Origin of the sequence: Kineosporia sp. A_224, from assembly GCF_002198655.1 — a bacterium.
In the GTDB taxonomy this organism is placed as follows: domain Bacteria; phylum Actinomycetota; class Actinomycetes; order Actinomycetales; family Kineosporiaceae; genus R-H-3.
Genome location: NZ_MWLN01000169.1, coordinates 1 through 26004 on the forward strand (window position 1 = coordinate 1; position 26004 = coordinate 26004).

The 26004-nt window shown below is 74.5% G+C and carries 25 protein-coding genes; 9 read left to right on the forward strand and 16 right to left on the reverse strand.

Features of this window, described 5'->3' with window-relative positions:
* From EDJALFJO_RS15940 to EDJALFJO_RS15955, 4 genes are all read right to left on the reverse strand, one after another.
* The coding region (locus tag EDJALFJO_RS15940; protein ID WP_198950355.1) for an RICIN domain-containing protein at positions 1 to 816 on the reverse strand (816 nt) is incomplete at its 3' end.
* A gap of 203 nt (positions 817 to 1019) precedes the next feature.
* Positions 1020 to 2402 carry a non-reducing end alpha-L-arabinofuranosidase family hydrolase gene (locus EDJALFJO_RS15945; protein WP_088286974.1) on the reverse strand — a complete coding sequence of 461 codons (1383 nt, stop codon included), beginning with the start codon at positions 2400 to 2402 and terminating at the stop codon, positions 1020 to 1022.
* A 12-nt stretch (positions 2403 to 2414) separates the two neighbouring features.
* Complete coding sequence (locus EDJALFJO_RS15950; protein WP_088286976.1) at positions 2415 to 3023, reverse strand: SigE family RNA polymerase sigma factor; 609 nt, start codon at positions 3021 to 3023, stop codon at positions 2415 to 2417.
* Positions 3024 to 3180: 157 nt separating this feature from the next.
* Complete coding sequence (locus tag EDJALFJO_RS15955; RefSeq protein ID WP_088286978.1) at positions 3181 to 3723, reverse strand: NUDIX hydrolase; 543 nt, start codon at positions 3721 to 3723, stop codon at positions 3181 to 3183.
* Between the two features lie 87 nt (positions 3724 to 3810).
* Here EDJALFJO_RS15955 and EDJALFJO_RS15960 point away from each other — a divergent pair, with 87 nt between their 5' ends.
* Positions 3811 to 4599 carry a carboxylesterase gene (locus EDJALFJO_RS15960; RefSeq protein WP_088286980.1) on the forward strand — a complete coding sequence of 263 codons (789 nt, stop codon included), beginning with the start codon at positions 3811 to 3813 and terminating at the stop codon, positions 4597 to 4599.
* Between the two features lie 101 nt (positions 4600 to 4700).
* Here the strand turns inward: EDJALFJO_RS15960 and EDJALFJO_RS15965 are convergent, their stop codons facing one another.
* Entirely contained in the window at positions 4701 to 5771 is a 1071-nt protein-coding gene (locus tag EDJALFJO_RS15965; protein WP_088286982.1) for an alpha/beta fold hydrolase, read from the reverse strand.
* Between the two features lie 170 nt (positions 5772 to 5941).
* Here EDJALFJO_RS15965 and EDJALFJO_RS15970 point away from each other — a divergent pair, with 170 nt between their 5' ends.
* Together EDJALFJO_RS15970 and EDJALFJO_RS15975 are read left to right on the forward strand one after the other, a co-directional pair.
* On the forward strand, positions 5942 to 6790 hold the full coding sequence (locus tag EDJALFJO_RS15970) for an enoyl-CoA hydratase/isomerase family protein (RefSeq protein WP_088286984.1): 849 nt from the start codon (positions 5942 to 5944) through the stop codon (positions 6788 to 6790).
* 101 nt (positions 6791 to 6891) lie between these two features.
* On the forward strand, positions 6892 to 7452 hold the full coding sequence (locus EDJALFJO_RS15975; RefSeq protein WP_088286986.1) for a hypothetical protein: 561 nt from the start codon (positions 6892 to 6894) through the stop codon (positions 7450 to 7452).
* 77 nt (positions 7453 to 7529) lie between these two features.
* Here EDJALFJO_RS15975 and EDJALFJO_RS15980 read toward each other — a convergent pair whose 3' ends face one another.
* From EDJALFJO_RS15980 to EDJALFJO_RS16000, 5 genes are all read right to left on the reverse strand, one after another.
* The gene (locus EDJALFJO_RS15980; protein WP_088286988.1) at positions 7530 to 8237 is read right to left on the reverse strand and encodes a PASTA domain-containing protein; all 708 of its coding nucleotides are present in this window, start codon (positions 8235 to 8237) and stop codon (positions 7530 to 7532) included.
* Positions 8234 to 8569 carry a PadR family transcriptional regulator gene (locus EDJALFJO_RS15985; protein WP_088286990.1) on the reverse strand — a complete coding sequence of 112 codons (336 nt, stop codon included), beginning with the start codon at positions 8567 to 8569 and terminating at the stop codon, positions 8234 to 8236. The genes EDJALFJO_RS15980 and EDJALFJO_RS15985 overlap by 4 nt, the downstream gene beginning before the upstream one ends.
* A gap of 32 nt (positions 8570 to 8601) precedes the next feature.
* Positions 8602 to 9855: a hypothetical protein gene (locus EDJALFJO_RS15990; RefSeq protein ID WP_088286992.1), complete on the reverse strand. Its 1254-nt coding sequence runs from the start codon at positions 9853 to 9855 to the stop codon at positions 8602 to 8604.
* A 52-nt stretch (positions 9856 to 9907) separates the two neighbouring features.
* Entirely contained in the window at positions 9908 to 10690 is a 783-nt protein-coding gene (locus tag EDJALFJO_RS15995) for a DUF2786 domain-containing protein (protein WP_088286994.1), read from the reverse strand.
* 66 nt (positions 10691 to 10756) lie between these two features.
* Positions 10757 to 11326, reverse strand: a complete 570-nt coding sequence (locus EDJALFJO_RS16000; protein ID WP_158220459.1) for an HXXEE domain-containing protein — start codon at positions 11324 to 11326, stop codon at positions 10757 to 10759.
* Between the two features lie 134 nt (positions 11327 to 11460).
* On the opposite strand from EDJALFJO_RS16000, the gene EDJALFJO_RS16005 reads away from it, so the two are divergent.
* Together EDJALFJO_RS16005 and EDJALFJO_RS16010 are read left to right on the forward strand one after the other, a co-directional pair.
* On the forward strand, positions 11461 to 12441 hold the full coding sequence (locus EDJALFJO_RS16005) for an aldo/keto reductase (protein ID WP_088286998.1): 981 nt from the start codon (positions 11461 to 11463) through the stop codon (positions 12439 to 12441).
* A gap of 238 nt (positions 12442 to 12679) precedes the next feature.
* The gene (locus EDJALFJO_RS16010; protein WP_088287034.1) at positions 12680 to 13891 is read left to right on the forward strand and encodes a multidrug effflux MFS transporter; all 1212 of its coding nucleotides are present in this window, start codon (positions 12680 to 12682) and stop codon (positions 13889 to 13891) included.
* A gap of 15 nt (positions 13892 to 13906) precedes the next feature.
* Here the strand turns inward: EDJALFJO_RS16010 and EDJALFJO_RS16015 are convergent, their stop codons facing one another.
* The 4 genes from EDJALFJO_RS16015 to EDJALFJO_RS16030 all read right to left on the reverse strand — a co-directional run bounded on the left by EDJALFJO_RS16015 (position 13907) and on the right by EDJALFJO_RS16030 (position 17582).
* Positions 13907 to 14326: a type II toxin-antitoxin system VapC family toxin gene (locus tag EDJALFJO_RS16015; protein ID WP_088287000.1), complete on the reverse strand. Its 420-nt coding sequence runs from the start codon at positions 14324 to 14326 to the stop codon at positions 13907 to 13909.
* Positions 14323 to 14577, reverse strand: a complete 255-nt coding sequence (locus EDJALFJO_RS16020) for an Arc family DNA-binding protein (protein ID WP_088287002.1) — start codon at positions 14575 to 14577, stop codon at positions 14323 to 14325. The genes EDJALFJO_RS16015 and EDJALFJO_RS16020 overlap by 4 nt, the downstream gene beginning before the upstream one ends.
* A 104-nt stretch (positions 14578 to 14681) precedes the next feature.
* Positions 14682 to 16028 (reverse strand): hypothetical protein, encoded by a 1347-nt coding sequence (locus EDJALFJO_RS16025; RefSeq protein WP_088287004.1) that lies wholly within the window; start codon positions 16026 to 16028, stop codon positions 14682 to 14684.
* A gap of 99 nt (positions 16029 to 16127) precedes the next feature.
* Positions 16128 to 17582, reverse strand: a complete 1455-nt coding sequence (locus EDJALFJO_RS16030) for a pyridoxal-dependent decarboxylase (protein WP_088287006.1) — start codon at positions 17580 to 17582, stop codon at positions 16128 to 16130.
* A gap of 371 nt (positions 17583 to 17953) precedes the next feature.
* Here EDJALFJO_RS16030 and EDJALFJO_RS16035 point away from each other — a divergent pair, with 371 nt between their 5' ends.
* Positions 17954 to 20179 carry a bifunctional diguanylate cyclase/phosphodiesterase gene (locus EDJALFJO_RS16035; RefSeq protein WP_158220460.1) on the forward strand — a complete coding sequence of 742 codons (2226 nt, stop codon included), beginning with the start codon at positions 17954 to 17956 and terminating at the stop codon, positions 20177 to 20179.
* A gap of 2 nt (positions 20180 to 20181) precedes the next feature.
* On the opposite strand, the gene EDJALFJO_RS16040 is transcribed toward EDJALFJO_RS16035, so the two are convergent.
* Positions 20182 to 21015 (reverse strand): Type 1 glutamine amidotransferase-like domain-containing protein, encoded by an 834-nt coding sequence (locus EDJALFJO_RS16040; protein ID WP_158220461.1) that lies wholly within the window; start codon positions 21013 to 21015, stop codon positions 20182 to 20184.
* A 182-nt stretch (positions 21016 to 21197) separates the two neighbouring features.
* Here EDJALFJO_RS16040 and EDJALFJO_RS16045 point away from each other — a divergent pair, with 182 nt between their 5' ends.
* Positions 21198 to 21539: a hypothetical protein gene (locus EDJALFJO_RS16045; RefSeq protein ID WP_088287012.1), complete on the forward strand. Its 342-nt coding sequence runs from the start codon at positions 21198 to 21200 to the stop codon at positions 21537 to 21539.
* 28 nt (positions 21540 to 21567) lie between these two features.
* On the opposite strand, the gene EDJALFJO_RS16050 is transcribed toward EDJALFJO_RS16045, so the two are convergent.
* The gene (locus tag EDJALFJO_RS16050; RefSeq protein ID WP_088287036.1) at positions 21568 to 22884 is read right to left on the reverse strand and encodes a class I SAM-dependent methyltransferase; all 1317 of its coding nucleotides are present in this window, start codon (positions 22882 to 22884) and stop codon (positions 21568 to 21570) included.
* A gap of 207 nt (positions 22885 to 23091) precedes the next feature.
* Between EDJALFJO_RS16050 and EDJALFJO_RS16055 the strand changes: the two genes are divergently transcribed.
* Both EDJALFJO_RS16055 and EDJALFJO_RS16060 read left to right on the forward strand, forming a co-directional pair.
* On the forward strand, positions 23092 to 24387 hold the full coding sequence (locus EDJALFJO_RS16055; protein WP_158220462.1) for a DUF1015 domain-containing protein: 1296 nt from the start codon (positions 23092 to 23094) through the stop codon (positions 24385 to 24387).
* A gap of 60 nt (positions 24388 to 24447) precedes the next feature.
* A complete protein-coding gene (locus tag EDJALFJO_RS16060; protein WP_088287016.1) occupies positions 24448 to 25923 on the forward strand; it encodes an FAD-binding oxidoreductase in 1476 nt (491 codons plus the stop codon).
* Positions 25924 to 26004: the final 81 nt, after the last annotated feature.

Sequence of the window (26004 nt, forward strand, 5' to 3'; positions counted from 1 at the left end):
CCGGTCACCGTTGGTGTAGGTGAACTGGTTCTGGTTCGGCTCGGTGGCGTCCGTCTTCATCTCGTTCTCGGCCGTGACCATCGCGAACTCACGGTTCGCGACCGTCGTGTAGACCGAGTCGCCGAGCCTGCCCGCCGCGATGGCCGTCCCGAAGTAGCGCCCCGACCGCGCGGCTGCTGCGGCCAGCGTGGTGCCGGGCGCGGAACCTCCCGCGGTGGAGGTGGCGGTGGGCTGCGGCGTGCCGGTGGGCTGCGCAGTGGTGGCGGTGGGCTGCGGTGTCGAGGTGCTGCCGGGCGTGGGCGCGGCAGCCACCCGGACCAGCCGCCACTGCTGGTTGGCGGTCGCGCGGTCGGTGTACTGGACGACGGTGCCGCCGTCCGCGGTCGACCAGTTGTAGACCTCGAGCGCCTTGTTCGAGTTGCGGCTGATGAACCGGACCGAGTTGTTGTCCAGGCCCGTGAGGCTCCACTGCTGGTTGTTCACGTTGTAGTCCGTGTACTGCTGGATGCCCGCGCCGTCGGCGGTGGACGCGCCGATGACGTCGAGGACCTTGCCCGAGTGGCGGCTCTGCAGGCGGTAGAAGCCGCCCCCCGAGCTCACGAACCGGAACTGCTGGTTGGCGGCGTCCGTGCGCGTGTACTGGCGGATCTCGCCGCCGTCGGCGGTCGACCGGTTCCACACGTCCAGCACCTTGCCGCTGTTGGCGTTGACGACGACGTAGTAGCTGTCGGTGTCCACGGTGATGGCGGCCGAGGCGGCGGTCGACCAGGCGGTGAGGCCGGCGCCGCCCAGGGCGGCGACGACGAGCGTCGCCACGGCGATGCGTCGCCGTGGACCGCGCAGCCCGGTCCTGCGGCGGCGGGCCGTGACCGGCGGTCGCGGGTCCCTCTGGGGTCGTGGTGTCTGGGGCAACGGACGTCTCCTGACGTTGCGTGGGGCTCACAGGTGCGGTGCATCACCTGAGTGCTCCCGGCGGCCGCCGGAGGTTGCTCCGGACGGCGGACGTCGTGCGGACCGGGTCAGCAGGCGCCCCGGTCCTGCGTCAGCAGGGCGAGCCGCCAGCCGTCGGGCTCGGCCTCCCCGGCTGCCGGGTCCTGGGCGGCGTACACGTAGCGCAGGTCGCAGGCGTCGACCGTCAGCGTCTGGTCCGGGTCACGCCGCAGCACGTCACCCTGGCCGATCCAGTCCGTCCACCGCGTCGAGCCGAAGTTCACGTTCGCCGTCCCGGCGAACGGGCTGCCGGTCACCGGGCGCCACGTCCCCGCCAGGCTCGTCGCGGTCCACGACGTCAGCCGGCTGCGCCCCGCGGTGTCGAACTGCTGCGCCACGAGCAGGTACGTCCCCGGCCCGTCGAGCCGGTACACGTTCGCCGCGTCGAGGAACTGGCCCGGCGAGGACCGCAGCGCGACCACCGGTTCGCTCATCCCGCCCGGGAACCGGCCGATCGGCGTCTGCGAACGGTAGACGCGCCCGTTGTTGTCGGACGAGAACAGGGAGCAGGTCGTGGCGTCGCAGATGACCCACATGTCGACCCAGAAACCGAGGTTCCGGGAGATCACGGACGGGACGGACGGGTAGAAGTCCCGCGGCGCGCTCCACCCGGCCGGATCCGCGATGTCCGGGTTCGTCGAGTACGACGCGTTGCCCGTCTGGTAGACGAGGTACCAGAGCTTCTGCGGGGCGAAGTAGAAGACCTGCGGTGCGGCCCGGTAGCCGGTGCCGATCGCGGAGCGATCCAGGTAGTACGGCTTCGCCGAGGCTGCCTGCGACCAGTCCGTGAAGCTCAGGTACACCAGCCCGAAGCTGTCCTGCGTGGTCGCCGTGGCGAACACGTGCCACCTGCCGTCGTGGAAGACGGCCGTCGGGTCCTTGATCCCGCGCACCCGATGGGTGTCATCGGGGGCCGCCGCCGCGACCGGCCCGCCGGCCGACCACCTGAGCCCGGCCAGCAGGTCCGTGGCGCGGGGCGCCCGCGTCCCGGTCCGCGTCGTCGACGGGTCCGGCGCCGGGGCCGAGGTGACCGTCGCCGGGACGCTCGGGGGGCCGGTGGGGGACGGCGCCGGCGACTGCGTCGTCGTCTGCGCGGGTGGCAGGGGCGAGATCGTGACGACCCCGTCGGGGCGCCCCGGACCACCGGCGAACGCCACGGCGACGACCGCCGCGGCGACGGCACCGACCAGCGTCACGAGAGCGAACCGCCGGGGGCGCCGGGCAGGCCCGGACAGGGGTCTGCGGGCCCGGGGCGGGGTCCGGTCGCCGGCCGCCTCCCGCGCGGTGCGCGCCGGCGCCATGACGGAGTCGGTCAGGCGGGCCCGCACCCGGGTCAGGTCGAGCTCGTCGGCGGCAGCGTGCGTCGCCAGTGCCTGACGGACCCGCCGCTCGTCGTCACGCGAGATGTCCATGGCCGTTCCTCCTCACGGTCGTGTCGTGCGTGGTGCCGGGGGGCCGGGCGGCGCGGACCGGGGCGCAGATCGCGTCGCGGTCCAGCCCTGGAGAGCGAGACCGCCGTCGGCGGCGGTCTCGTCCAACCGCTGCCGGAAGCTCCTGGCGCCCTTCGACGTCTGGCTCTTCACCGTGCCGACCGTCACACCGAGGGCGTCGGCGACCTCTGCCTCGCTGAGGTCCAGCGCGTACCGCAGGACCACGCACGCGCGCTGCCCGGCCGGCAGCTCCATGAGGAGCGACTGCACGTCGACGGTCGTCGCGCCGTCGGGGTCGAACGTGACCTCCTGGGCGACGGCCTGCAGGCGTTCGAGACCCAGGCGCTCCCGGATCGTCCGGCGAACCCCCGCCCCGGCTTTGTTGATCATGACGCGCCGGACGTAGGCGAGCGGGTGGTCCGTGGCCGAGACCCGTTCCCACGAGCGCCAGACGTCGAGGAAGACGTCCGCCAGCAGGTCCTCGGCGGCGTGCCGGTCGCCGACGAGCAGGTAGGCGAGGCGTCCCAGCCCGCCGGCATGCGCATCGAAGAAGCCCGTGAAGTGCTCCGCCCGGTCGCCGGGCGCACCACGGTTGCCGGTCATCCCCCACCGTTCCCGCCCGCGCACCGCCTCCGGTCCGTGATGCGCGCCGGCAGGCGGAGCGGCCGCCGTCACCGGGCCAGTCCTACGGTGGACAGTGTCCGGGCGGGGCCGTCAGGGTTGCCCGCCTCCGACGGTTGTGTCGCAGGTCACATCTGCACTACCGGGCGACGTCGCCGAGCACCCGCGCGACCGCCGTCCGGACGGCCTCGACCATCCGGAGATCGTCCCCGGCCTCCCCGGTCGCGGCGAGCTCGTCGGGCGTCAGCCACGCCGCCGAGTCGATGCTCTGCCGCTCGGCCCCGTCGAGCCCGGCGAAGGTCGTCGTCGCGTCGTCCGGCACGAGCACCGCGAAGTACACGAGATCCTGCACGATCCAGCGGCCGGACCAGCTGAACTCGACGCCGTAGCGGGTGAGCTCGGGTGTCACGTCGGCCGGGTCGACGACGATGCCGGTCTCCTCGAACAGCTCGCGGACCGCGGCGTCGAGGTGGGTCTCGCCCGCGTCGACGCCGCCACCGACCGTGAACCAGAACGGGTCGTCGGGGGTGTCCGGGTCCCAGCCGCGCAGCAGGAGCACCCGGCCGTCCGAACGCACGGGCAGCATCCGGCCGGTCGTCCGGACGACGGTCGCGCCGCGCGGCGGCAGCACCTCGGGGCCAGGTGCCGCGGCGGCCGGCCCGGCGTCCCGCGAGTGGCTCATGACCGGGACCCTACGACCCCTCGCCGACACCACGGCGCCTCAGTAGGGTCGGCAGGAGACGTCGACGCCGACGACCGGGGAGAGCCGATGACCGAGATCGAGGACCGCACCGACCACCCGCCCGTGCTCCCCGGGGCCGAGCCGATGTCGCACGCGGGCGACCGCCGGGGCGCGCTCGTCGTCCACGGGTTCACCGGCAGCCCGATGTCGATGCGCCCGGTCGCGGAGGCGTTCGCGGCCGCCGGCTGGACCGTCGAGATGCCGCGCCTGCCCGGTCACGGCACGACCGTCGAGGACATGGCGAGCTACGGCTGGGCCGACTGGACGGCCGCCGCGGACGCCGCCTACACCGACCTCGCCGCGCGTACCGACGCCGTGGTCGTCGTCGGGCTGTCGATGGGCGGCGCGCTCGCCGCGTGGCTCGGTGCGCAGCACCCGGACGTCGCCGGTCTCGTGCTCGTCAACGCCGCCGTCGAGCCCGACGACTTCGCGCCGCTGCTCGACCAGCTGCGCCCGGTGCTCGCGAGCGGCGAGCGGTTCGCCCAGGGCGTCGGCAACGACGTCGCGGACCCGGACGTCGTCGAGCTCGCCTACTCGTCGATGCCCATCGCGTCGCTCATCTCGTTCGGCGAGGGCATGGTGCCGCTCAAGGCGGCGCTGCCGTCGATCACCGCGCCCGCGCTCGTCGTCCACAGCCTGCAGGACCACGTCGTCCCGCCCGGCTCGCACGCCGCTCTCACCAGCCTGCTCGGCGGCCCCGTCGAGGTGGTCGAGCTCGAGCGCAGCTACCACGTGGCGACGATCGACCACGACCGCGACCTCATCGTCGACCGCGCGCTCGCCTTCGCGACCGCTGCGGTGGCCGCGAAGCCCTGACACCTGCAGACCCGCTCATGCTCACGGTGTGAACCGTTCTCGGCGCCGTCGAGGGCCCGGAACGGTACGGGGCGCGAGCATGAGCGGGTCCGGGTGAGGCGTCAGACCTGCGTGTTCAGCAGGTCCGTGAGCGCGGCGTCCACCGCGGCGAGGTAGGTCTGCTCGAAGCCGAAGAGGCCGAAGTGGCCGGCGATGCTCGGGAGCACCCGCAGCTCGCTGCCCTTGATCTGCTCCTGCTCGGCCCGGCAGTCCCGCACCGGGAAGAACATGTCCTCGTCGATCGGCAGCACGAACGTCTTCGCGGTGATCCGGCCGAGCGCGGCGGAGAGGTCCCCGCCGGTGTTGCGGGCGACGTCCCCGTGCTGCCACTTCCAGCCCATGACGAGCAGCGCGTTGGGGTCCATGGCCTGGAAGACGCCCCGCACGAAGTTGTCCCGGAACTCGATCATCGTCGAGAACGAGACGTCCGGCGGCAGCGTGATCCCGCGCCAGAACTCGGTCTTCCAGAACTCCGTCGACAGGCCGAGGACGCACCAGATGTCGGCGTGCCGGGCGAGGCCGTCGGTGACCTCGGTGTGCGAGGAGTACTCGCCGCCGTTGAAGCCGGGGTCGGAGGTGATCGCGTCGAGCAGGGTCTGGGTGAAGAGCCAGTCGTGCGGGGTGTTCTGCGCGGTGCCGGCGATCGGGGCGGCCCGCAGCACCTTGTCGGGGAAGCGCACCGCCCACTCGTAGGTCTGCTGGGCACCCATCGAGCCGCCGACGACGAGCGCGAGCCGCTCGATGCCGAAGACCTCCCGGAGCAGCTGCTCCTGGGCGCGGACGTCGTCCCCGATCCTCACCTTCGGGAACTTCGACATCGCGACCGGGCCGTCGGTGTTGTGCGGGGACGTCGAGAGCCCGTTGCCGATCTGGTTGACGACGACGATGAAGTACTTCGTCGGGTCGAGCGCGCGGCCCTCGCCGATGTAGGCGAGCTCCCACGTCTGGTGGGTGCCGCTGAACCAGGTAGGGATGAGGATGGCGTTGCTCTTGTCCTCGTTCAACGTGCCGTAGGTGGCGTAGGCGACCTGGAGGTCGGGGATCGTGCCGCCCTCCTCGAGCGTGAAGTCGCCGAGGCCGTGCAGCTGGTACGCGCCCTGGACCTCGGGCGTGTAGAAGTCGTTGCGGATCACGTCTCTCCCTTGAGTCGCGCCGGGTGGATGGGGGCAGCAGAACACGGAACGCGGGGCCTGTCACCCGTTGCGCGGGGGTTGCACAGCGGGTGCGGTGCCGGAGGACGACGGCCGGACGGCGTGACGCGCGCCTCGCCGCACCCGCCGCCGCGGCTGGTTGGATCGCCGTCATGGACGCACGCAGCACCGACGCCCTCACCGACGCGATCGGCGACGCGATCGGCGACGCCGCCGGGCAGCTCGCCGTCACGGTCTCCGGCGGGGTCGCGACCCTCGAGCTGACCCGGCCCGACAAGCACAACGCGATCTCGTACGCGATGTGGCTCGCGCTGGCGCGGCTCATGCCGGTGCTCGCCGCGGACGAGGCGGTGAGCGTCGTCGTCCTGCGCGGGACGGCGGGCGGCCCGTTCAGCGCGGGCGCGGACATCGGCGAGTTCCGGACGATGCGGGGCGAGCCCGAGGGGGCGCGGGCGTACGGCGAGGCGGTCGAGGCGGGGGAGCAGGCGATCGTCGACTTCCCGAAGCCGACGATCGCCGCGGTCGAGGGCTTCGCGATCGGCGGCGGCACCCAGGTCGCCGTCGCGTGCGACCTGCGGGTGTGCGCCGAGGACTCCCGGTTCGGGGTCACGCCGGCCAAGCTCGGCATCGTCTACGCGCTGCCCTCGACCGCCCGGCTCGTCGAGGTCGTCGGGCCGGCGTGGGCACGCTGGATCCTGCTCACCGCCGAGCTGCTCGACGCGCCGACGGCGCTGCGGATCGGGCTCGTCCACGTGGTGGTGCCGGCCGGTGAGGTGCTCACCCGGGCCGGCGCGCTGGCGGCCGTGCTCGCGTCCCGGGCACAGGTCTCGCTGCGCGGCGGCAAGGCGATCGTCGACCGGGTCGTCGCCGGGCACCTGGCCGAGGACGACGCGGTGCGGGAGATCTACCACGCCTCCTGGACGAGCCCCGAGTACGCCGAGGGGGTCGCGGCGTTCCTGGAGAAGCGGTCGCCGGACTTCCCGGCCGCGCGCCGCTCCTGACGAAGGTGACCCGGCGGTGACCGTGCGGTGACCGGGCCGACCTAACGTCCTCTCGTCCCGTTCGCGGGCCGCAGGGCGGTCCGGCCTCACCGAGGAGTCCCGTGCACCAGAACCGTCCCCGCAGCCGCCGGCTGCGCACCCGGCTGGCCGCGGCCGTCGTCGCCGTCGTCGCGCTGCTGGCCGTCCACGTCTCGCCGGCCGCCGCCTACAGCCCCTCCGAGGACGACGGGCTCGAGGCCCACGTCACGTGCACCGACAGCGGGGTCACCTGGACCCTGTTCGTGCACGTCGAGATGGACGGTTGGCTCTACGCCGACGGCACGGTCACGAACACGACGAGCACGGCCAGGAAGAGCAAGCTGGTCCTCGGGTACTACTCGGTGCCGTACCTGCTCGCGACGCAGTCGGGCACGGACCAGCCCGCTGTCGTCGAGCTGGGCCCGCAGACCCTGGCCGCCGGACAGACGCAACGCATCCTGGTCAGCGGAGGCAACAGCCCCGGTGTCGACCGTTGGATGGACCAGCTCTGGACGGACGGCGTCGTCCAGCCGACCGCGTCCTCCAAGCCCCGCCTGGGCTGGACCTGGCACTCCACCACGTGCACTGCCGTCTGGTACGACCTGCACATCGACTGGAACAACCGGGAGTGGGCCGTCGACTGAGCGCGGCACCGGGCCCGCGCGGCGCAGACCGCGACCCGCTCCTCGACGGTGGTGAGCGTCTTGGGGAGCAACCGGGGTCAGGGGGCGGAGGAGACCGTGATCCGGATGACGGAGCCGCCCTCGACCGACGTCCCGGCGGATGGGTCCTGCGACAGGACTTCTCCCACTGGTCCCGCCGCCGAGGCCGTCTCGACGACGACGCTCAGCCCGACCTCGGCGAGCACCTGACGGGCCTGCGCCTCGGGCTGCCCGGTGAGGTCCGGCACGACGACGGACATCGGGGCGGGTGCGGCCGGGGTCACCTGCACCACGCCCGAGTCGCTGCTGCGCATGAAGAACACCCCGCCGAGCACGAGCGCGGCCGTGACGAGCACGGCGATGAACGCCAGCACGGCGCCGATGACGAGCAGCACCTTCCGGGCGCCCGGCGCGGGCTGGGTCACGGGCAGCGGCATCGCCGTGGTGGGCGGGCCGAGCGGCAGAGCGCGGGTCGGTGGGCCCGTGGGCGCTCCCGGACCGGTCGCCGCCCCGGCCGCAGCGGCGACCACGGTGTGCACCGCAACCGTCGGACCGGTGGCCAGCCCTGCCGCCGACCGCAGCTCCCGCGCGTACGCGGCCGGGTCGCCGAGCTCGGCCGTGAGGTCGACGCCGTCCGCCGACAGCTCGGACAGGTGCTCCTCGAGCCCGCCGACGAGCCGGGACCGCTCGGCAGGGTCGAGGTCGGCGCACGCCGCCTCGACCGCCGCGAGGAACTGGCGGGCCTGCTGGGTCTGGGTGCTGCTCATGCGATCTGCCCCTCCGCGGCGGGCACGACGGCGCTCACAGCGCGGACGAGCGCGTGCCAGTCGTGACGTGCGTTCTCGAGCGCCAGACGCCCCGACGGCGTCAGCGTGTAGTAGCGGCGGGCGGGACCCTGGCCGCCGTCACCGAGGTACGAGGTCACGAAGCCCGCGTCGTGGTGACGCTGGAGCGTCCCGTAGACCGAGGCGTCCCCGACCCCGGCGAACCCCGCGTCCCGCAGCTTCCTGAGGATCGCGTAGCCGTAGGCGTCGTCGTCGGCGAGCGACCAGAGGACGACGATCGGCAGCACGCCCTTGAGCATCTGCGGGGTGACCATGCGGCGACTATCCCGCTTTACGGAGTAGTCCGTCAAGCGGGCCCGTGGTGCACCGTGCGCCGGAAGGCAGGGGCCAGCTCGAGCGGCACCGGTCCCCACAGCGCGGTGAGCCGCTCGACGAGCTGCCGGGCGAGGGCGAGGAGTGCCGGTGCGGTGCCGGCCTCTCGGTCGTCGAGGTCGGCGACCGAGCCGAGGCGGTGCAGGAGCAGCGCGCGACGGCCCGGCATCCGGACCGGGGCACCCGCAGCCGGAGCCTCGTCGCCGGCCAGCGCGCGCTCGAGGAACCAGGCCGTCGAGACGAACGCCCACCTGGCCCGCACCGCCCACAGGTCGGCCTCGAACGCCGGGGTGCCGACGACGGGGAACGCCGGCAGGACGGCCTCCCGCCACGCCCGGAGCGCCCGCACACCGGCCTGCTCCTCGAGCCGCCAGCTGCACCAGCACGACGGCCACGGGACGGTGAGGTAGGCGGCGTCCCACGCGACGTGCCGGAACGTCGCGCCCTCGAAGTCGAGGAGGGTGGTCGCGCCACCGGCCTCGAGGTTGTTGTCGGGGCAGGCGTCCGCGGGTGTCAGCGCGCAGGCGTCCGTCACCGTCGGCGGGGCGCGCAGCGCGTCGACGGCGCCGGCCGGCGGCACGATCCCGAGCGCCGGCAGCTGCTCGGCGAGCAGCGCCGCGGCCCGGTCGAGCATCTCGACCGAGGAGTCGACCGCGGGCGCAGCGGCACCCCCGAACCGGCTCAGCGCGGCCTCGAACCCGCTCCGCAGATCCGCAGACCGCCGGTGCAGGTCGCCGAGCGCGGTCGCCCACCGCACGAGGTGACGCGCCGCCTCGTCACCCCGGTTGCCGAGGAGCGAGTCCGCGAGCGACGACCCCGCACCCAGGTCGGACAGGACGACGAGCGGTGGCTCGGCCACGGCCGCCAGCAGCAGCGGTGCCGGACCGACCGGCGCCCCACCACGCGACGCGGGACCGCCCGGCCCGGCGCCACGACCGAGCACGTCCAGCGCCGCAGCCTCCCGCACCCACCCCTCGCCGCCCGTCGCAGGGTCGAAGACCTTGACGACGACCTGCTCGGGCAACCCGGTGTCCCGCTCACGGGCGCTCCCCGCTGCCACGGCGGCGCGTACGACGGTGGAGCGCCGTGACCCACCGAGCGGCTCCCCGACCGGTGTCAGCGTGATCCGGCCAGGTGATCCGCCGCCGGGCTCCCTGTCGCGTGCGGCACGGTCGAGCGCCTCGGCCGCTGCGACCAGTGCCGGCCCGAGGTCCCCGGTCGTCGTCACCCCGGCAGGGTAGGTCGCGGCGGGCGCCGGGACCCGCGCGTGCGGCAGTTGGTCAGTACCCGAGGGCCCGTCTCGACCCGGCGACCGGTGTCGTCCCGACGTCCGCCCGGCGCCCGTCCCGGCGCCCGACGTCGTAGCCGCCACCGACCCGGATCCGGCGGCCGCGGCGCAGCCCGAGATCGGCCAGGTAGGCGTCGACCGCCCGCCCGCGGTCGACGAGCGCGAGCGTCGAGCCGGGCTCGGCCTGCTCGGCCTCCGCGTGGACGACCTCACGGGTCGAGCGCAACCGGTCCGCCGCTCCCTGGCCGAACCCGATGAGGTAGTCGCGGCGCAGCGCCGTCCGCTCGCTGCCCGACAGCAGCCGGGCGCCCGGCTGCTCCCGGACGGTGCGCCACCAGCGGTCGAGCGCGACCCGGCCCTGCAGCACGAGCGACGTCACGAGCGTCTCGACGGCGCGGACGTCGGACTCGTGCCCGACGAGGACGAGGGTCGTGCTCGTCGCCCCGCGGACCTGCAGGTAGTACGTGCGGACCGTGCCGTACTCACCGGCGACGGCGCTGCCGAGGGTCACGAGCGCCCGGCCGTAGACGCCGGTGAACGGGATCCGCTGCTCGACGATCTCCTCGGGGCGCACCTGCTGCCCGCGGCGCGCGGCGGCGACCGTCGCCTGCTCGATGCCGTGCCGGAGCATGAGCCGCTCGGCGTGCTCGGTGAGCGCCTCGGCCTCCTCCGGGGTCGTCGACTCGGCCTTGGCGAGGAGCAGGGCGACGCGCTCCTCGACAGGGGTGCGGCTCGTCTGGCTCATCCGGCTCGTCTGGTTCGTCGTCGTGGTCATGGTGGTTCCAGCCTTCCTTGGCGACGGCGGCCCGGTGCGCCCGGACCGGCCCCCACCGCGGACGGGTCACACCCTGCCGGACGGCACCGACAGGTCGCCGCGCCGGCCACGGGCCCGGCGTGTGAGCCTGTACGCCAGGGCGTGCGTGGTCCACAGCAGCGGGACGGTCGCCGCCACCGCCCGCGGGGACGCCGTGGCCGGCACCCCCTCCGCACGGAGCCGGTGCCTGGCCCAGAGCCAGAACGGGATCACCACGGTCGGCGACGTGACCAGGCCGGTCGTGTACCGACGGGCGGCCAGGCTCAGCGCCACGTGCCCGAAGCCGTGGACGCCGAAGGCGAGCAACGCGCTCTGGTACGACACGGAGCGACCCCCGGTCCGGTGCCCGTGCACCGACGCGGCGGCGACGACGGTGCCCATGAGCGCGACGGCGACGCCGACGTGACGCTGCGGCAGTCCGCCCTTACGCCATCCGTCGGGCAGCGGGACCGCCGCCGGGACCCGGGCCAGGACGCGCCGGCTGTCCGCCCGCATCGTCGCGACCTCCTCGAGGTCGTGCACTAGCCAGGCTGCAAACAGTCCCCAGGTCAGTGCCCGGGTGGCCCGCGGGGCGGGCCCGGTCACGGTCGTCGCCACGGGCGCGTCCCCCTCGCCGGCAATGGCCCGACTCTAGGCGGCCGCCGCGCCGGTCCCTCCCGGCGGAAGGTCCCGCGACCTACGCCACGCCGCCCGCGCTGCGCCGGGTGCCCGGATCGTGAAACGCTCGTCCCATGCGCGACGGAGCGACGGACGGTGCGGCCCGGGTGGGGATCGGCCTCGCGGCGGTCGGACGCCCGGCGTACATCAACGCGGGGCGGGCCCGGGACTTCAACGGCGAGCGGGACGTCCACGCGCTGCGGCACCGCACCTGGCTGGTCCTCGACGCCGCCTACGAGGCGGGCATCCGGTACGTCGACGTCGCGCGCTCGTACGGCGGCGCCGAGGAGTTCCTCGCGGCGTGGCTCAGCGACCGCGGCACCCGGCGCCCGCCGGAGGCCGAGGACGTCGAGATCGGCTCGAAGTGGGGCTACCGGTACGTCGGCGACTGGCGGATGGACGCCGCCGTCCACGAGGTCAAGGACCACAGCCTCGCGGCATTCACCGAGCAGGTCACCCAGTCCAAAGGTCTTCTCGGGCAACGTCTCTCGGTCTACCACGTGCACTCGGCGACGCTCGACACCGGCGTCATGCACGACCGGCTCGTGCACCGCGCCCTCGCCGGGCTGCGGGCGGACGGCGTCCGGGTCGGGATCTCGACGTCCGGCCCGCGGCAGTGCGACACGATCCGGCGGGCGCTCGAGATCGTCGTCGACGGTGAGCTGCTCTTCACCTCGGTCCAGTCCACGTGGAACCTCCTCGAGCCCTCGGCCGGTGACGCGCTCGCCGAGGCGGCGGACGCCGGCTGCCGGGTCATCGTCAAGGAGGCCGTGGCGAACGGCCGGCTCACGGCGTCCGACCCGCACCCGCACCGTGAGCTGCAGACCCTCGCCGACCGGGTCGGGGTGCCGCTGGACCGGCTCGCGACGGCGGCCGCGCTCGCGCAGCCCTGGGCGTGGCGGGTGCTCTCCGGCGCCGCGAACCCCGAGCAGGTGCTGAGCAACGTCGCGGCGTCCGGTCTGAGGCTCGACGCCGGCACCCTCGACGAGGCGCTCTCGTACGCCGACAAGCCCGAGGACTACTGGACCGCGCGCAGCCACCGCGCCTGGGCGTGACCGGGATCACGCATCGAGACCCGTTGCGGCACAACACGTCTGCGAGGACGACGAACAACGCCGCCTGATCGGGGAAGCAATCCGGGGAGCACCCGGTTACCGCCCTCGTCGGTCGGGCCACCGTCGTCCCACCGTCGCGAAGACCTCCTCGAGCCGGTCCCGGTGACCGGCAGAGGCCATCGAGGGACCGTCCGGCCACGGTCCCGCCGTTCGACGGAAGGCTCCACCTCTCGTGCACATGCACCATCCCAAGGCCGCCCGACGTCTCACCGCCCGCCAGACCTTCGTGCTCGGCGCGGCCACCGCCCTCGGCCCGCTCTCCATCGACCTGTACCTGCCGGCCTTCCCCGAGCTCGCCCGCGAGCTCGGCGCGAGCGAGGCCGCCGTGCAGCTCACCCTCACCGCCTGCGTCGTGGGGCTCGCCCTCGGCCAGCTCGTCGCCGGCCCGGTCTCGGACGCCGTCGGCCGCCGGGTGCCGATCGCCGTCGGCCTCGGGGCCTGGGCGCTCGCCTCGTTCGCGTGCGCGCTCGCACCGTCGATCGCGACCTTCACCGCCCTGCGCTTCACCCAGGGCCTCGCCGGCGCCGCCGGGGTCGTCGTCGCCCGGGCCGTCGTCCGCGACCTCGTCTCCGGCCCCGAGCTCGTGCGCTCGTTCTCCAAGCTCATGCTCGTCGTCGGCGTCGTCCCGATCCTCGCGCCGACCCTCGGCGGGCTGCTCCTCGAGCGGACGTCGTGGCGCGGCCTGTTCGTCGTCCTCGGCGTGCTCGGCGCGCTGCTCACCGTCGTCGTCTTCGTCGGCCTGCGCGAGAGCCTGCCGGCCGACCGGCGGCGCAGCGGCGTCCGGCGGGCGCTCGGCAGCTACAAGCTGCTGCTGCTCGACCGCGGCTTCGTCGGCGCGGCCGCCGTCGTCTCGCTGACCTTCTCGGCGCTGTTCATCTACGTGTCGAGCTCGTCGTTCGTGCTCCGCGAGGTCTTCGACCTCACCCCCGGCCAGTTCGGGCTGCTGTTCGGCGTGAACTCCGTCGGCCTGGTGCTCGGCAACCAGGTGAGCGGGCTGCTCGCGAACCGGTGGCCGGCCGCCGTCATGCTGCCCCGGGCCGTCGGTCTCGGGCTGTTCGGTGCGGTGCTCGTGCTCGTCGCGGGTCTCACCGGCGCCCTCGGCGTCGTCGGCGTCGTCGTGCCGCTGTTCGTCATCGTCTTCTCCGTCGGGGCGGCGATGCCGGTCGCCTCGAGCCGTGCGATGAACGCCCACCCGGAGCGGGCGGGTGCGGCGTCCGCACTCCTCGGCGTGCTCCAGTTCGCCGTCGGCGGTGCGCTCGCCCCGCTCGTCGGTCTCGCCGGCAGCGCGACCGTGCTGCCGCTCGCCGGGCTCATGACGGCGTGCCTGCTCGGCTCGCTGCTCGTGCTCCGGTTCACCCGCCGGTCGGCCGGGGCGCTCGCCACGGCCTGACGGGGGCGGAGCGACTCAGGCCGCTGTCCAGGGGTTGACGACCTCCAGGCCGAGGCCTTCGAAGTCCTTGGTGTTCCGCGTGGCCAGCGTCGCTCGGCGGGCCCGGCAGATCGCGGCGATCTGCGCGTCGGCCAGCCCGAGGGGGCGGCCGGTGCGCAGGCGACCGACGAAGATGTCCGGCAGTGCCTCGGCGGCGGCGTTGTCGAAGGGCAGGGCGCGGTCGCCGAACAGCGCCCAGACCCGGCCTGCGGCGGCAGCCATGCCGTCCTTGCGCCGGCCGTCCGGCAACCTCGCGATCCCGATGCCGACCTCGGCCAGGGTGATGCAGGTCGTCCTCAGCCGGGCCACCGGTTGGCGCCGGAGCCAGGACTCGACGACCGCCGTCGGAGCGCCGGTCATGAGCTCCGAGACGACGTTCGTGTCGAGGACGATCATCGGCCGAAGTCGACCGGACGGGGCATGTCCGTCCGCGGCGGGATCTCCAGGTGGACGCCGCCGAGATCGTGGAACACGTCGATGAGCATCGTGAACGGGTTGTCGTACTCCGGTTCGCCGTCCGTCTCCGTGACCGCCGCCGTGAGGATCTCTCGCATCTCCGCCTCCATGGACCGCCCGTTCCGGGCCGCACGCACGCGCAGGCGGTCCCGGACGCCGTCGTCGAGATCGCGAATGCTGACCGTGGCCATGGGTCACCTCACTGCGGAGTTCACAGACGCATGATCAAGCTACGGCCGAGGTCACGTGCTGTCAATGAGGGCAATGACAGCAGTGCTGTCACCGGCGGGGCGGGTCAGCCGTCCTGCGCCGGGTACCGGTTGCGCAGCGCCGCGAGCACGGCGGCGGTCCGCCCGGGCAGCGGCTCCTCGCCCTCGACCGCGTCGAGGATGCCGCGGCAGGCCTGGTCGACCTCGAAGGCCTCGAGCAGCCGGTCGTCGAGCAGCTCGCGGCGGTCCGCGGCGTCGAGCTCGGCCCGGTAGGAGCGCAGCAGCTCCTTGCGCGCCTCGGTCACCCACGCGTCGACCTCGTCGGTCACCGCGAAACCGGCCTTGGCGTCCGCGGTGCGGCCGACCCGGTCGACGCTGCGCAGCAGCCGCGCGACGTCCCAGGCGGCCGGCAGGAGCAGGGCCGTCGCGCCGGGGTCGTCCGGGTCGGGAAGGCCTACGCCGCCGCCGGGTACGCCGTCGAAGTCGGTGATCGACAGGCCGCCGCTCCAGCGGAGCACCTGCCCGATGTGCAGGTCGCCGTGCACCCGCTGGACGACGACGCCCTCGGGGTCCGCCGCGACGTCGAGGAGCGCGTCGACGGCCGCGGTGAGCGTCTCGTTGCGGGCCTCGAGGATCTCCACGGCGTTCGGTGCGGCCCACTCGATCCGGCCCTCGAGCACGTTCTGGTAGGCGGTCTCGAGCCGGCGCATGATCGCGGTGTGCCAGCCGATGACGGTCTCGCCGCCGGCGCGCCGGACCGGCTCGGGGACGACCTTGCTCGGCCGGGCGAGCGCGAGGTGCATGTGCGCGGCGAGCCGGCCGAGGCGGGCGGGCGCGTCCTTGATCCAGGGGTCCGGCCGCGGGGACCCGCCGGTGAGGCCGAGGTGCTCCTCGACGAGGTCGAGCACCCACTGCCGGCCGTCCCGGGCCCGCGGCAGGTACGCCGTCGCCAGGGCGCACGGCACCTCGCGGCCGCTGGGCGCCGTCCACAGCAGCATCCCGTGCGTCGCGGGGACCTCGTGGAAGCCCACCTCCGCGAGATGGGTCAGGGTCAGCGGCGCGGGGTGCGGCCGGTCGCCGACGCGCAGGTTCCAGCGGACGACGACCCGCTCGCCGACGGCGACGGCCTGCGAGTCCTCGTCCTCGAAGACCTCGCGCTCGCCGCTGGCCTCCGGCGGCGGGACGACGCGCAGCAGCCGGAAGCCGTCGACCGGCGGGCTCACGTGGTGGCGCAGGTGGTCGACGAAGGCCTCGGCGGCGCCGTCCCCCTCGAGCGCGTCCTGCCAGCCGGCGGCGACCCGCCGCCGACGGGGTGCGCACCGGTACGTCGTCGGCACGCTCAGGTCGCCGGTCTCCTCGACCATGAGCGTGATCTCGAACCCCAGCGGGAACGCGGCCACGACCGTGCCGGTCGTGCGTGCCGCAGCCTCCACGAGCTTCCTCCGACCCCCATGTCCACGATGCCCGTGAACCGTACATCTCTCCCCGGAGGAACGTAACCGCCTATTCGTCCACCCACCGTGCCCGGAGGGTTAACGGACCGTGTCGAGGGCGCGCAGGACGGCGTCCGCCTCGGTGTCGGGGTTGACGAACACCAGGCGGAGCACCGGGTCCCCTCCCCAGCGCGTCGGGACGCAGAGGATCCGCCCGGCGCGGGCCTGCTCGGCCGACCAGCGCGCGTAGTCCGCCTCGCTCCAGCCGACGCGCTCGAAGAGGAGCACGGAGAGGTCCGGTTCGACGACGAGGCGCAGGAACGGCCGCTCGCGGATGCCGTCGGCGACCGCCCGGGCCGTCGCGAGGCACCGCTCGACGGCCTCGACGTAGCGGTCGGTGCCGTGCGTCGCGAGGCTGAACCACAGCGGCAGGCCGCGCGGCCGCCGGGAGAGGTGGATCGCGAGGTCGGCCGGGTTCCACTGCGCGCGGTCGACGTGGTCGAGGTAGCTCGCCGTCTGCTGGTGGGCGGCCTTCGCGAGCTCCGGACGGCGGTACACGAGGATGCACGCGTCGTACGGCGCGAAGAGCCACTTGTGCGGGTCGACGATGAACGAGTCGGCGTGCTCGATGCCGGCGAACAGGTGCGCGACGCTCGGCGCGGCGAGCGCGGCGCCGCCGTACGCGCCGTCCACGTGCAGCCAGACGTCGTGCGCGAGGCCGGCGGCCGCGGTGTGCGCCCGGCAGGCGGCGGCGATGCCGGCGAGGTCGTCGACGAGCCCGCCGTTCGTCGTCCCGGCCGTCGCGACGACGGCGAAGACCCGGTCGCCGGCGTCCGCGAGCGCCGTCGCGAGCGGCGCTCCGGTGAGCCGGCCGCGGGCGTCGCCCGGCACGACGACGACGTCGACGTCCATGACGCGCGCGGCGGAGCGCACGGAGGAGTGGGCGTCGGTCGTGCACGCGACGGCCCAGCCCCCCGCGGGGCGGCGCGGCAGCCCGGCGGCCTCGCGGGCGTCGGCCGCGGCGTGCCGGGCCGCGACGAGCGCCGAGAGGTTGCCCGTCGTCCCGCCCGCGACGAAGCAGCCGCCGGCGGACGCGGGCCAGCCGAGCAGCGACGCGACCCAGCCGATGACCTGGTTCTCGGCGTGGATCGCGCCGGCGCCGCACTCCCAGAGGCCGGCGAAGATGTTCGACGCGCTCGTCGCGAGGTCGAACGCGGCCGCGCTGCGGGTCGGTGCGGAGGGCACGTACGCGAGGTTCATCGGGTCGTCCTGCGCGCGCGTCGCGGGGACGACGACGTCGGTGAAGACGCCCAGCGCGGCCTGCGGCCCGATGCCGGACGGCGTGACCGTGACGCCGGTGAGCGCGTCGAGGTCGGCCGCCGCCCGGGCGGACGTCCTCGGGTCGCCGCCGCTGGAGAGCCGCTCGGCCGCCCAGCGCAGGACGGCGGCGACCGTCGCGGACTCGTCGCCCCAGATGCCGGCCGGCCCGGTCCCGCCGGGGGCGGGCGACGGCGAGGGCGGGGTGGACTCCTCGGTGTCCCTCAGTGTCGTCATGGAGCCCAGGATGCGCGCAGAGGAGGCGATCTGGTCAACAGCCAGCCATTTCGCTGGACATAGTGCCCAGTCGAGACGCTGTTTGTGGCGCCGATCACGGGCGACCTGCGAGCCTTTCGCGGCACGGCATCAGCACTGGTGCGGGCGGGCTCGCGGACTTTCTCTGCGCAATGGCAGCGTCACGGCTGGTGATCGGGCACCATGGGTGGCTCCACGATCGGTCACTTGACGATCACTGCGTGACAGATGGCGATGCGAGGACGCCTCGGTCGCGACCGATGAGAACGGTGCGTCAGTCCTGCCCGGGCCCGCGGGCGGGGTCCGGCGCACGCATCGACCTGGCCCTGCGGGGCCTCGGGCGAGGGAGGAGCATGCTCGTCGCGGGCGCCGGCACGTTGACCGACACCGATCGGTTGGCGATGTACGAGACGCTGCTCGACGACGCCCGCTCCCCGCTGCTCGTCACGACCCTGCCGACCGCGCAGGTGCCCTGGCCTCCCGTCGTCCACGTCAGCCCCGGCCTGCTGGCCCGCAGCGGCTGGGACGAGTCCGACGTGCTCGGCAGCGATCCGCGCCTCTTCCACGGCCCCGGCACGGACGCCGCCACCGCTGAGCGGCTCGCCGCCTCGATCGCGGCGGGCGGCGGCCCGACGACCGAGGTGCTCAAGCTCTACCAGCGCGACGGCACCTCGATCTGGGTCGAGGTGACGGTGAGCCCGCTGACGCTCGGCGGCGGCACGTTCCTCGTCTGGGTGCACCGGGACGTCACCCGCCGCCGGCTCGTCGAGGCCGAGCGCCGCGACCGGGAGGCGTTCGTCCGCTCCGTCCTCGCCTCGCTCCCCTCGCAGACCGCGGTCGTCGACGGCGAGGGCGTGATCACCGCCGTCAACGACGCCTGGATCCGCTACTGGCGGGTGCACCCGGCGCACGACTTCCCGCCCGAGGAGGCGACACCGCCCGGCCAGGACCCGACCGTGGGGATGCACTACCTCGACGTCTGCGCCGGCGCGTACGCCACCCCGTCCGGTGCCGCGGGACCGGCCGCCGCGATCGCGGCCGGCCTCGCCGACGTCCTCGAGCAGCGCCGTCCGGCCTTCACGACGGACTTCGCGCTCGCCGAGCGGCACTCGATGCGCTGGTTCCAGGTGCAGATCGTCCCGCTGCGCGGCCGGCCGGGCGCCGTCGTGTCCCACCAGGACATCACCGAGCGCAAGCTCGGCGAGCAGGTCCTCGCGTTCGAGGCGACGCACGACCCGCTCACGGCGCTCGCCAACCGGTTCGCGCTGCGGGACCTGCTCGACGGGCTGCTGCCGCCCCGCCCGGGCAGCCCGGCCCCCGCGCTGCTCTTCGCCGACCTCGACGGCTTCAAGGCGGTCAACGACGGCCTCGGCCACGGCGCCGGCGACGAGGTGCTCATCGAGGTGACCCGGCGCCTCGTCCGGGTCGCGGACGACGCGACGATCGCCCGGCTCGGGGGCGACGAGTTCGCGCTGCTCCTGCCCGAGGCCGACGAGGCGAGCGCGAGCGACCTCGCGGTCCGCGTCGTCGAGGTGCTCCGGGAGCCGTACGACGTGGCCGGCCTGCGGCTCACGGTCTCGGCGAGCGTCGGCGTCGCGGTCGCCGACGGCACCCACCGCACGCCGGGCGACCTGCTCCGCGACGCCGACGCCGCGATGTACCAGGCGAAGGAGCGCGGCCGGGACCGGTACGCCGTCTTCGGCCCGCAGCTGCGCGAGCGCGCGGTCCGGCGGGTCCGGATCCTCGACCGGCTGCGGCACGCGATGAGCGAGCCCACCCCCGACGGGCTCACGCTGCACTACCAGCCCATCGTGTCGTTCGCCGACCGCCGGCTCGTCGGGCTCGAGGCGCTCGCCCGGTGGCGCGACGACCGGCTCGGCGTCGTCCCGCCGGGGGAGTTCATCGAGGTCGCCGAGGACTCGGGTCTCATCGTCCGGCTCGGGATGTGGGCGCTCGTGCAGGCGTGCACCGACGCCGTCGCCGCGCCCGGCGACCTCACCGTGAGCGTCAACGTCTCGCCGCGCCAGCTCGCCGACGCCCGGATCGTCGACGTCGTCGAGGAGGCGCTGGCCCTCACCGGGCTGCCGCCGCACCGGCTGTGCCTGGAGATCACCGAGGGCGCGGTGATGTCCGACATCGACGCCGCCGTCGTCCGGCTCGGCACGCTGCGGGCGCAGGGGGTCCGGATCGCTCTCGACGACTTCGGCACGGGGTGGTCGAGCCTGGGCCACCTCCAGCGGCTGCCCGTCGACCGGCTCAAGGTCGACCGCTCATTCGTCGAGGCGCTGCGCGGCGAGACCGAGCCGCTGCTGCCGGGGCCCGGCCGCGGCGCGCCCTGGGACCGCGACGCCCCCGCGCGGGACCGCGACGGCGCCGCCGCGGTCGTGTCCGCCATCGTCGCCCTCGCCCGCGGTCTGGGCATGCGGGTCACCGCCGAGGGCGTCGAGACCGCCGAGCAGTTCCGCTACCTGCGCGAGCTCGGGTGCGACGACGCGCAGGGGTTCCACCTCGGCCGGCCGGCACCGTGGGGCGCGCCCCAGGTCGTGCTCCCCGACACCGGGGACCCGGTCGTCTCCTGACGTCAGGCCCGCAGGTCGAGGACGACGTCGCCGCCGGACGGCACCTCGCGCCGGCCGCCGCTGTCGAGGAGCCAGGCCGACTGCCGGCCGTGCACGCGCCAGGTGGTCCCGGGGGCGGCGGCGTCGCCGTCCCAGCCGCCGAGGCCGCCGACGAGCGCGGTGTCCTCGTCGACGCCGACGACGTGGACGCCGGCCGGGGCGCCCGCGACGCGGCGCAGCACGAGGTCCGGCATCCACGAGGCGAACTTGTCGAAGTGCGGGAGCACCTCGACCATCGGGACGACGCCGAGCCCGTCGAGCGCCGGACGCCACGGCCGCCGGACGTCGGGCAGGCTCGCGGAGAGGGCCATCGCGCCGGCGCTGCAGCCGGCGAGCGCGGCCCCGGCCCGCCAGGCCGCGAGGATCGCCTCCCACACCGCCGTCCCGCGCAGCGTCTCGGCGAGGAAGGCCGGGTTCCCGCCGGACAGGTACACCAGGCCGGCGCCCGCCACGAGCGCGGCGAGGTCGGGGCGCTGCGCGTCGTCCCGGTCGCGGACGTCGACGACGACCTGCTCGACGCCGATCCGCTCCGCGGCCTCCTTGCCGAGCGCGTGCCAGCGGGCGAGCGAGTCGGCGCCCTCGGGGGCGGCGGCCGTCGCGAGCTGGACGTAGCGCGGGGCGCGGCCCTCGAGCAGCGCCCGCTCCAGCGGCTCGAGGACCGGCAGGTACTCACCGGAGCCGACGAGCGCGACCGGCCCCGCCGTCGTGCGCAGCAGGGCCTCGTGGGTGCCACCGGCGGGAGCCGGACCGGCCCCGTCGTCGCTGCCGCTGGTGGTGTCGTCGCCGTCCGTGTCCACGCCGCTCCGATCCATCGTCGATACCGAATTGCAACATGCCGCAAGTGCACTTCGCGCGTCCTCCGCACCTCTTACGGTGGCGGAGTCGATGCTCGACGGGGGCGATCGACCTGCAAAGGTCTGGACCGAAGCGACGTCGAGGGGGACACGGGGACATGTACGGCCAGGAGAGGGATCGCGCCATGGCGGCGAGCATCACGACGACGTGCCCGCGCTGCGGCACCGTCGTCCTCGAGCGGGAGGACCTGCTCCTCGTCGTCGACCGGTGGGCCGACGTGTCGTGGTACCAGTTCGACTGCGTGGGCTGCGCCCGGCGCATCGTCAAGGAGGCGCCGGAACCGGTCGTCTCGGCGCTGTCCTTCGCGGACGTGCCCTCGTTCTCCGTCCCCGCCGAGGTCTACGAGCGCAGGGACGGCGCCGGTCGGCCGGTGACCGACCGGCTCGGCGCCGACGACCTGCTCGACGCCGTCCTGCTCCTCGCGGGCACGGACGACGTCGTGGCGCTCGCGACCGCGAGCAGCTGACCGGTCGGGGCGACCCCGGGCCCGGTCGTCAGAGCGAGCCCCAGTCCGGCCGCAGCGGGAAGTCCGCGGCGCCGTTCTCGTGGAGCCTGACCCCGAGCACCTGGTGCAGCTGCACCTGGTTGCGCTCGAACCCGAGCCGCGACCCGGCCATGTACAGGCCCCAGACCTTCGCGGTCGCCTCGCCGACCTCGGCGACGCACTCGTCCCAGTGCGTGACGAGGTTGGCGCACCAGGCCGCGCACGTCGTCGCGTAGTGCTCGCGGAGGTTCTCCTCGTGGCGCACCTCGAAGCCGGTGTTCTGCATGACGGTGATGATCTTCCCGGAGCCGGTGAGCTCGCCGTCCGGGAAGACGTACCGGTCGATGAACCCGCCGCGCACCCGCGGCACGTGGATGTTGTCCGGCCGCGTGATGCAGTGGTTGAGGATCCGGCCGCCCGGGCGCAGCTTGCGGTAGAGGACGCCGAAGTACGCCGGGTAGTTCGCGACGCCGATGTGCTCGGTGAGGCCGATCGAGCTGATCGCGTCGAAACCGCTCTCGGCGACGTCGCGGTAGTCGAGGTGACGCACCTCGGCGAGGTGGTCCAGGCCCTCCGCCGTGATCGCGGCCTGTGCCCAGGCGGCCTGCTCCTGCGAGAGCGTCACGCCGAGCGCGCGGACGCCGTTGCGGGCGGCGTGCCGCACCATGGCGCCCCAGCCGCAGCCGACGTCGAGCAGCCGCTGGCCCGGCTGCAGGCCGAGCTTGCGGAACACGAGGTCGTACTTGGCGGCCTGCGCCTGCTCGAGCGTGGCGTCCGCCGTCGGGTACGCGGCGCAGGTGTACGTCATCGACGGCCCGAGGACCATCTCGTAGAACCGGTTCGAGACGTCGTAGTGGTGCTGGATCGCCTCGGCGTCGCGGCGCCTGGAGTGCCGCAGGCCCTCGAGCGCGCGGCGCCAGTCGGGCAGGGCCTCCTGCGGCGGCGGTGTCGGTGGCAGGAGCTGGGCCGGGCCGAGCGAGCGGGCGACCCGGGTCAGCGTCCGCGCGTCCGGCCGCCGCCAGTGCATCGCCTCGGCCATGAGCCGGAGCAGCTCGTACGGGTCGCCGGGATGGACGCCCGTCAGCTCCAGGTCGCCGGAGACGTACGCCCGGGCCATGCCGAGCGAGCCGGGTGCCGTCGCGAGGTAGGCGGTGCCGCGCGGCGTCCGCAGGTGCAGTCCCACGTCGGCGTCCGCAGGCCCGGCCGCGCTGCCGTCGTACGCGGTGAACCGGAACGGCATCGGTCCGTCGAGGAGGGTGAGCAGGACCTCGGCGAGGGTCAGGCGGGTGCCGTCGTCCCCGCTGTCGCTGCGCCAGGGGCTGAACATGAGCGCCATCGATGACCTCCCATGCGTGGTGTCTTCACGCTGAGTCGCCGGTCAGTAGTTCGCCGACGCGAAGAGCACTCTACGAGCAGCACCGGGTGACGCCACCGCGAATTTCACCGGGCTGGTGTCACGCTGCGTGCGGCCCGGCCGGACGAAGATCGTCCGCCGACGGCTGACGGCATCGTCCGTGGTGCGAGCATGGCGTCCGTGGCCGAACTCCTGCCGTTCCGGGCGCTGCGCCCCACCGTCGCCGCCGCGGCCGAGGTCGCGGCGCCCCCGTACGACGTCGTCGACGAGACCGAGGCGGCCGCGCTCGCGACCGGCCGGCCGCACAGCTTCCTCCATGTGACCCGCCCCGAGATCGACCTGCCCGCGGCCGGTCCGGGTGCCGCGCAGGCCGACGTCGCGCACTCCGACGCCGCGTACGCCGCCTCCCGGTCGGCCCTCGCGGCGCTCGTCGGCGCCGGCGTCCTCGCGCGGGACGCGGGCCCGACGTACACGGTCTACGCCGCGCCGGCGGCGGACGGCTCGGGCGGCACCCAGGTCGGGATCGTCGGGCTCGTCAGCGCCGCGCAGTACCGCGCGGGCGTCGTCCGCACCCACGAGCACACCCGGCCCGACAAGCTCGAGGACCGGCGCCGCCACATCGAGGCGGTCGGCGCGCACGACGAGCCGGTCCTGCTCCTCGCGGCACCGGACGCCGGGGTCGACCGGGTGCTGGCCGCCGTGACGGCGCGCCCGCCGGACCTCGACGTCCCGGAGGCGGTCGACGGAGGTGCGTTCCGGCTGTGGGTCGTCGGGGCCGGCCCGGACGACGCCCCGCTCGTCACCGCGCTCGAGGCCGCCTTCGCCGCGATGCCCGACCTCTACGTCGCCGACGGCCACCACCGCAGCGAGGCCGCGGCCCTCGTCTGGGACGGCAGCGGCCGGCCGGCGGGCGGCCCGGACGACGCACCCGTCGGCTGGTTCCCCGCGCTCGTCATCCCCGCAGACCGGGCGTGCGTGCTGCCCTACGACCGGCTCGTCACCGACCTCGGCGGCCGGACGCCCCAGGGGCTGCTCGACGCGCTCGCCGCGGACTGGCAGGTCACCGCGTCGGCCGGCCCGGTGCGCCCCGCCCGGCGCGGCGAGGTCGGGCTCTACCTCGGCGGGCACGGCTGGTACCGGCTCGCCGTCCGGCCCGGGGTCGTCCCGGACGACGCCCCACCCGTCGTCCGGCTCGACGTCTCGCTCCTGCAGCGCACCGTGCTCGACCCGTTCCTCGGGATCAGCGACCCGCGCACCGACCCGCGGATCGGCTTCCTCGGCGGTCGCACCCCGGCCGACCTCGCCGCGATCGTCGACAGCGGCCGGTTCGCCTGCGCCTTCACGCTGCACCCGACCTCGCCGGACGACGTCATGGCGGTCGCCCGCAGCGGCGAGGTGATGCCGCCGAAGTCGACGTGGTTCGCGCCCAAGCCGTACAGCGGCCTGTTCGTCCACGAGACGGTCCCGGCGGGCTGACGACGACAAGGCGACGGCCCGCACCTGTCGACCCCGCCGCGGCGGCGGCATGATGACGTCATGACGAGCGCCGCCGTCCGCCCGCTGCACGACCGCCCGCCGGTCACGACGTCCTCCGTGCCGCCGGTCGTCCGGCTCCCGAAGGGGCGGGTCGCGCACGAGCGGGCCGTCGAGGCCCTGCTCGACAGCTACCGGCGGATCCCGGCCGGGGCGGGCGTCCGGCTCGCGAAGCGGACGTCGAACCTGTTCCGCCCCAGGGCGCAGGCGGCCGGCCCCGGTCTCGACGTCGCCGCCCTCGACGGCGTCGTGAGCATCGACACCGCGCCCCGGACCGCCGACGTCCAGGGCATGTGCACGTACGAGAACCTCGTCGCCGCGACGCTGCCCAAGGGCCTCGTGCCGCTCGTCGTCCCGCAGCTGCGCACGATCACGCTCGGCGGCGCCGTCACCGGGCTCGGCATCGAGTCGACGTCGTTCCGCAACGGGCTGCCCCACGAGTCCGTCCTCGAGCTGGACGTCGTCACGGGGGCCGGCGACCTCGTCACCGCGACCCCGCACGGCGAGCACGCCGACCTCTTCCGGGGCTTCCCGAACTCCTACGGGACGCTCGGATACTCGGTACGCCTGCGGATCGAGCTCGAGGAGGTCGCCCCGTTCGTCGAGACCCGCAACGTGCGGTTCGCGAGCCTCGACGAGCTCGAGGCGGCGATCGGCGCCGTGGTGCGCGACGGTGCCTGGGACGGCGAGCGCGTGGACTTCCTCGACGGGGTCGTCTTCTCCGCGACCGAGTCCTACCTCGTGCTCGGCACGTGGGCGCACGACGTCCCGTCGTTGTCCGACTACACCGGTCAGGAGATCTACTACCGCAGCCTGCGCGACCGCGGCCGGGACGCCCTCACCGTGCACGACTACCTGTGGCGCTGGGACGTCGACTGGTTCTGGTGCTCCAAGGCGTTCGGCGCCCAGCACCCGGCCCTGCGCAAGGTGTGGCCGGCGTCCCGGCGGCGCAGCGACGTCTACTACCGGATGGTCGGGCTGGAGAACCGGTACGGCGTCGCCGCCAGGATCGACGCGTGGCGCGGCAAGCCGGCCCGGGAGCGGGTCGTCCAGGACGTCGAGGTGCCCGTCTCGCGGACCGCCGACTTCCTGCGGTGGTTCCTCGACCACGTCCCCATGACGCCGGTGTGGCTGTGCCCGCTGCGGGTGCGCGACCACGGCGGGCCGCTCGGGGACGTCCCGGACGGCGCGCAGCCCTGGTCGCTCTACCCGCTGCGGGCCGGCGAGACGTACGTGAACATCGGCTTCTGGGGGACGGTCCCGATCGAGGCCGGTCGCGCGGACGGCGACGTCAACCGCGCCGTCGAGGCGGCCGTCTCCGGGTTCGACGGGCACAAGTCGCTCTACTCCGACGCGTACTACGACGAGACGGACTTCTGGGCGAGGTACGGCGGGGACGCCTACCGGCCTCTCAAGGAGCGGTACGACCCGGCCGGCCGGCTGCTCGACCTCTACGCGAAGGCGGTCGGACGGCGCTGATCAGGGCGCAGGGCTCAACCCCCGGCGGGTGCGGGCCGATCAGCAGGGAGTAGGGCCGGTCGCACGGACAGGGGGTACTCG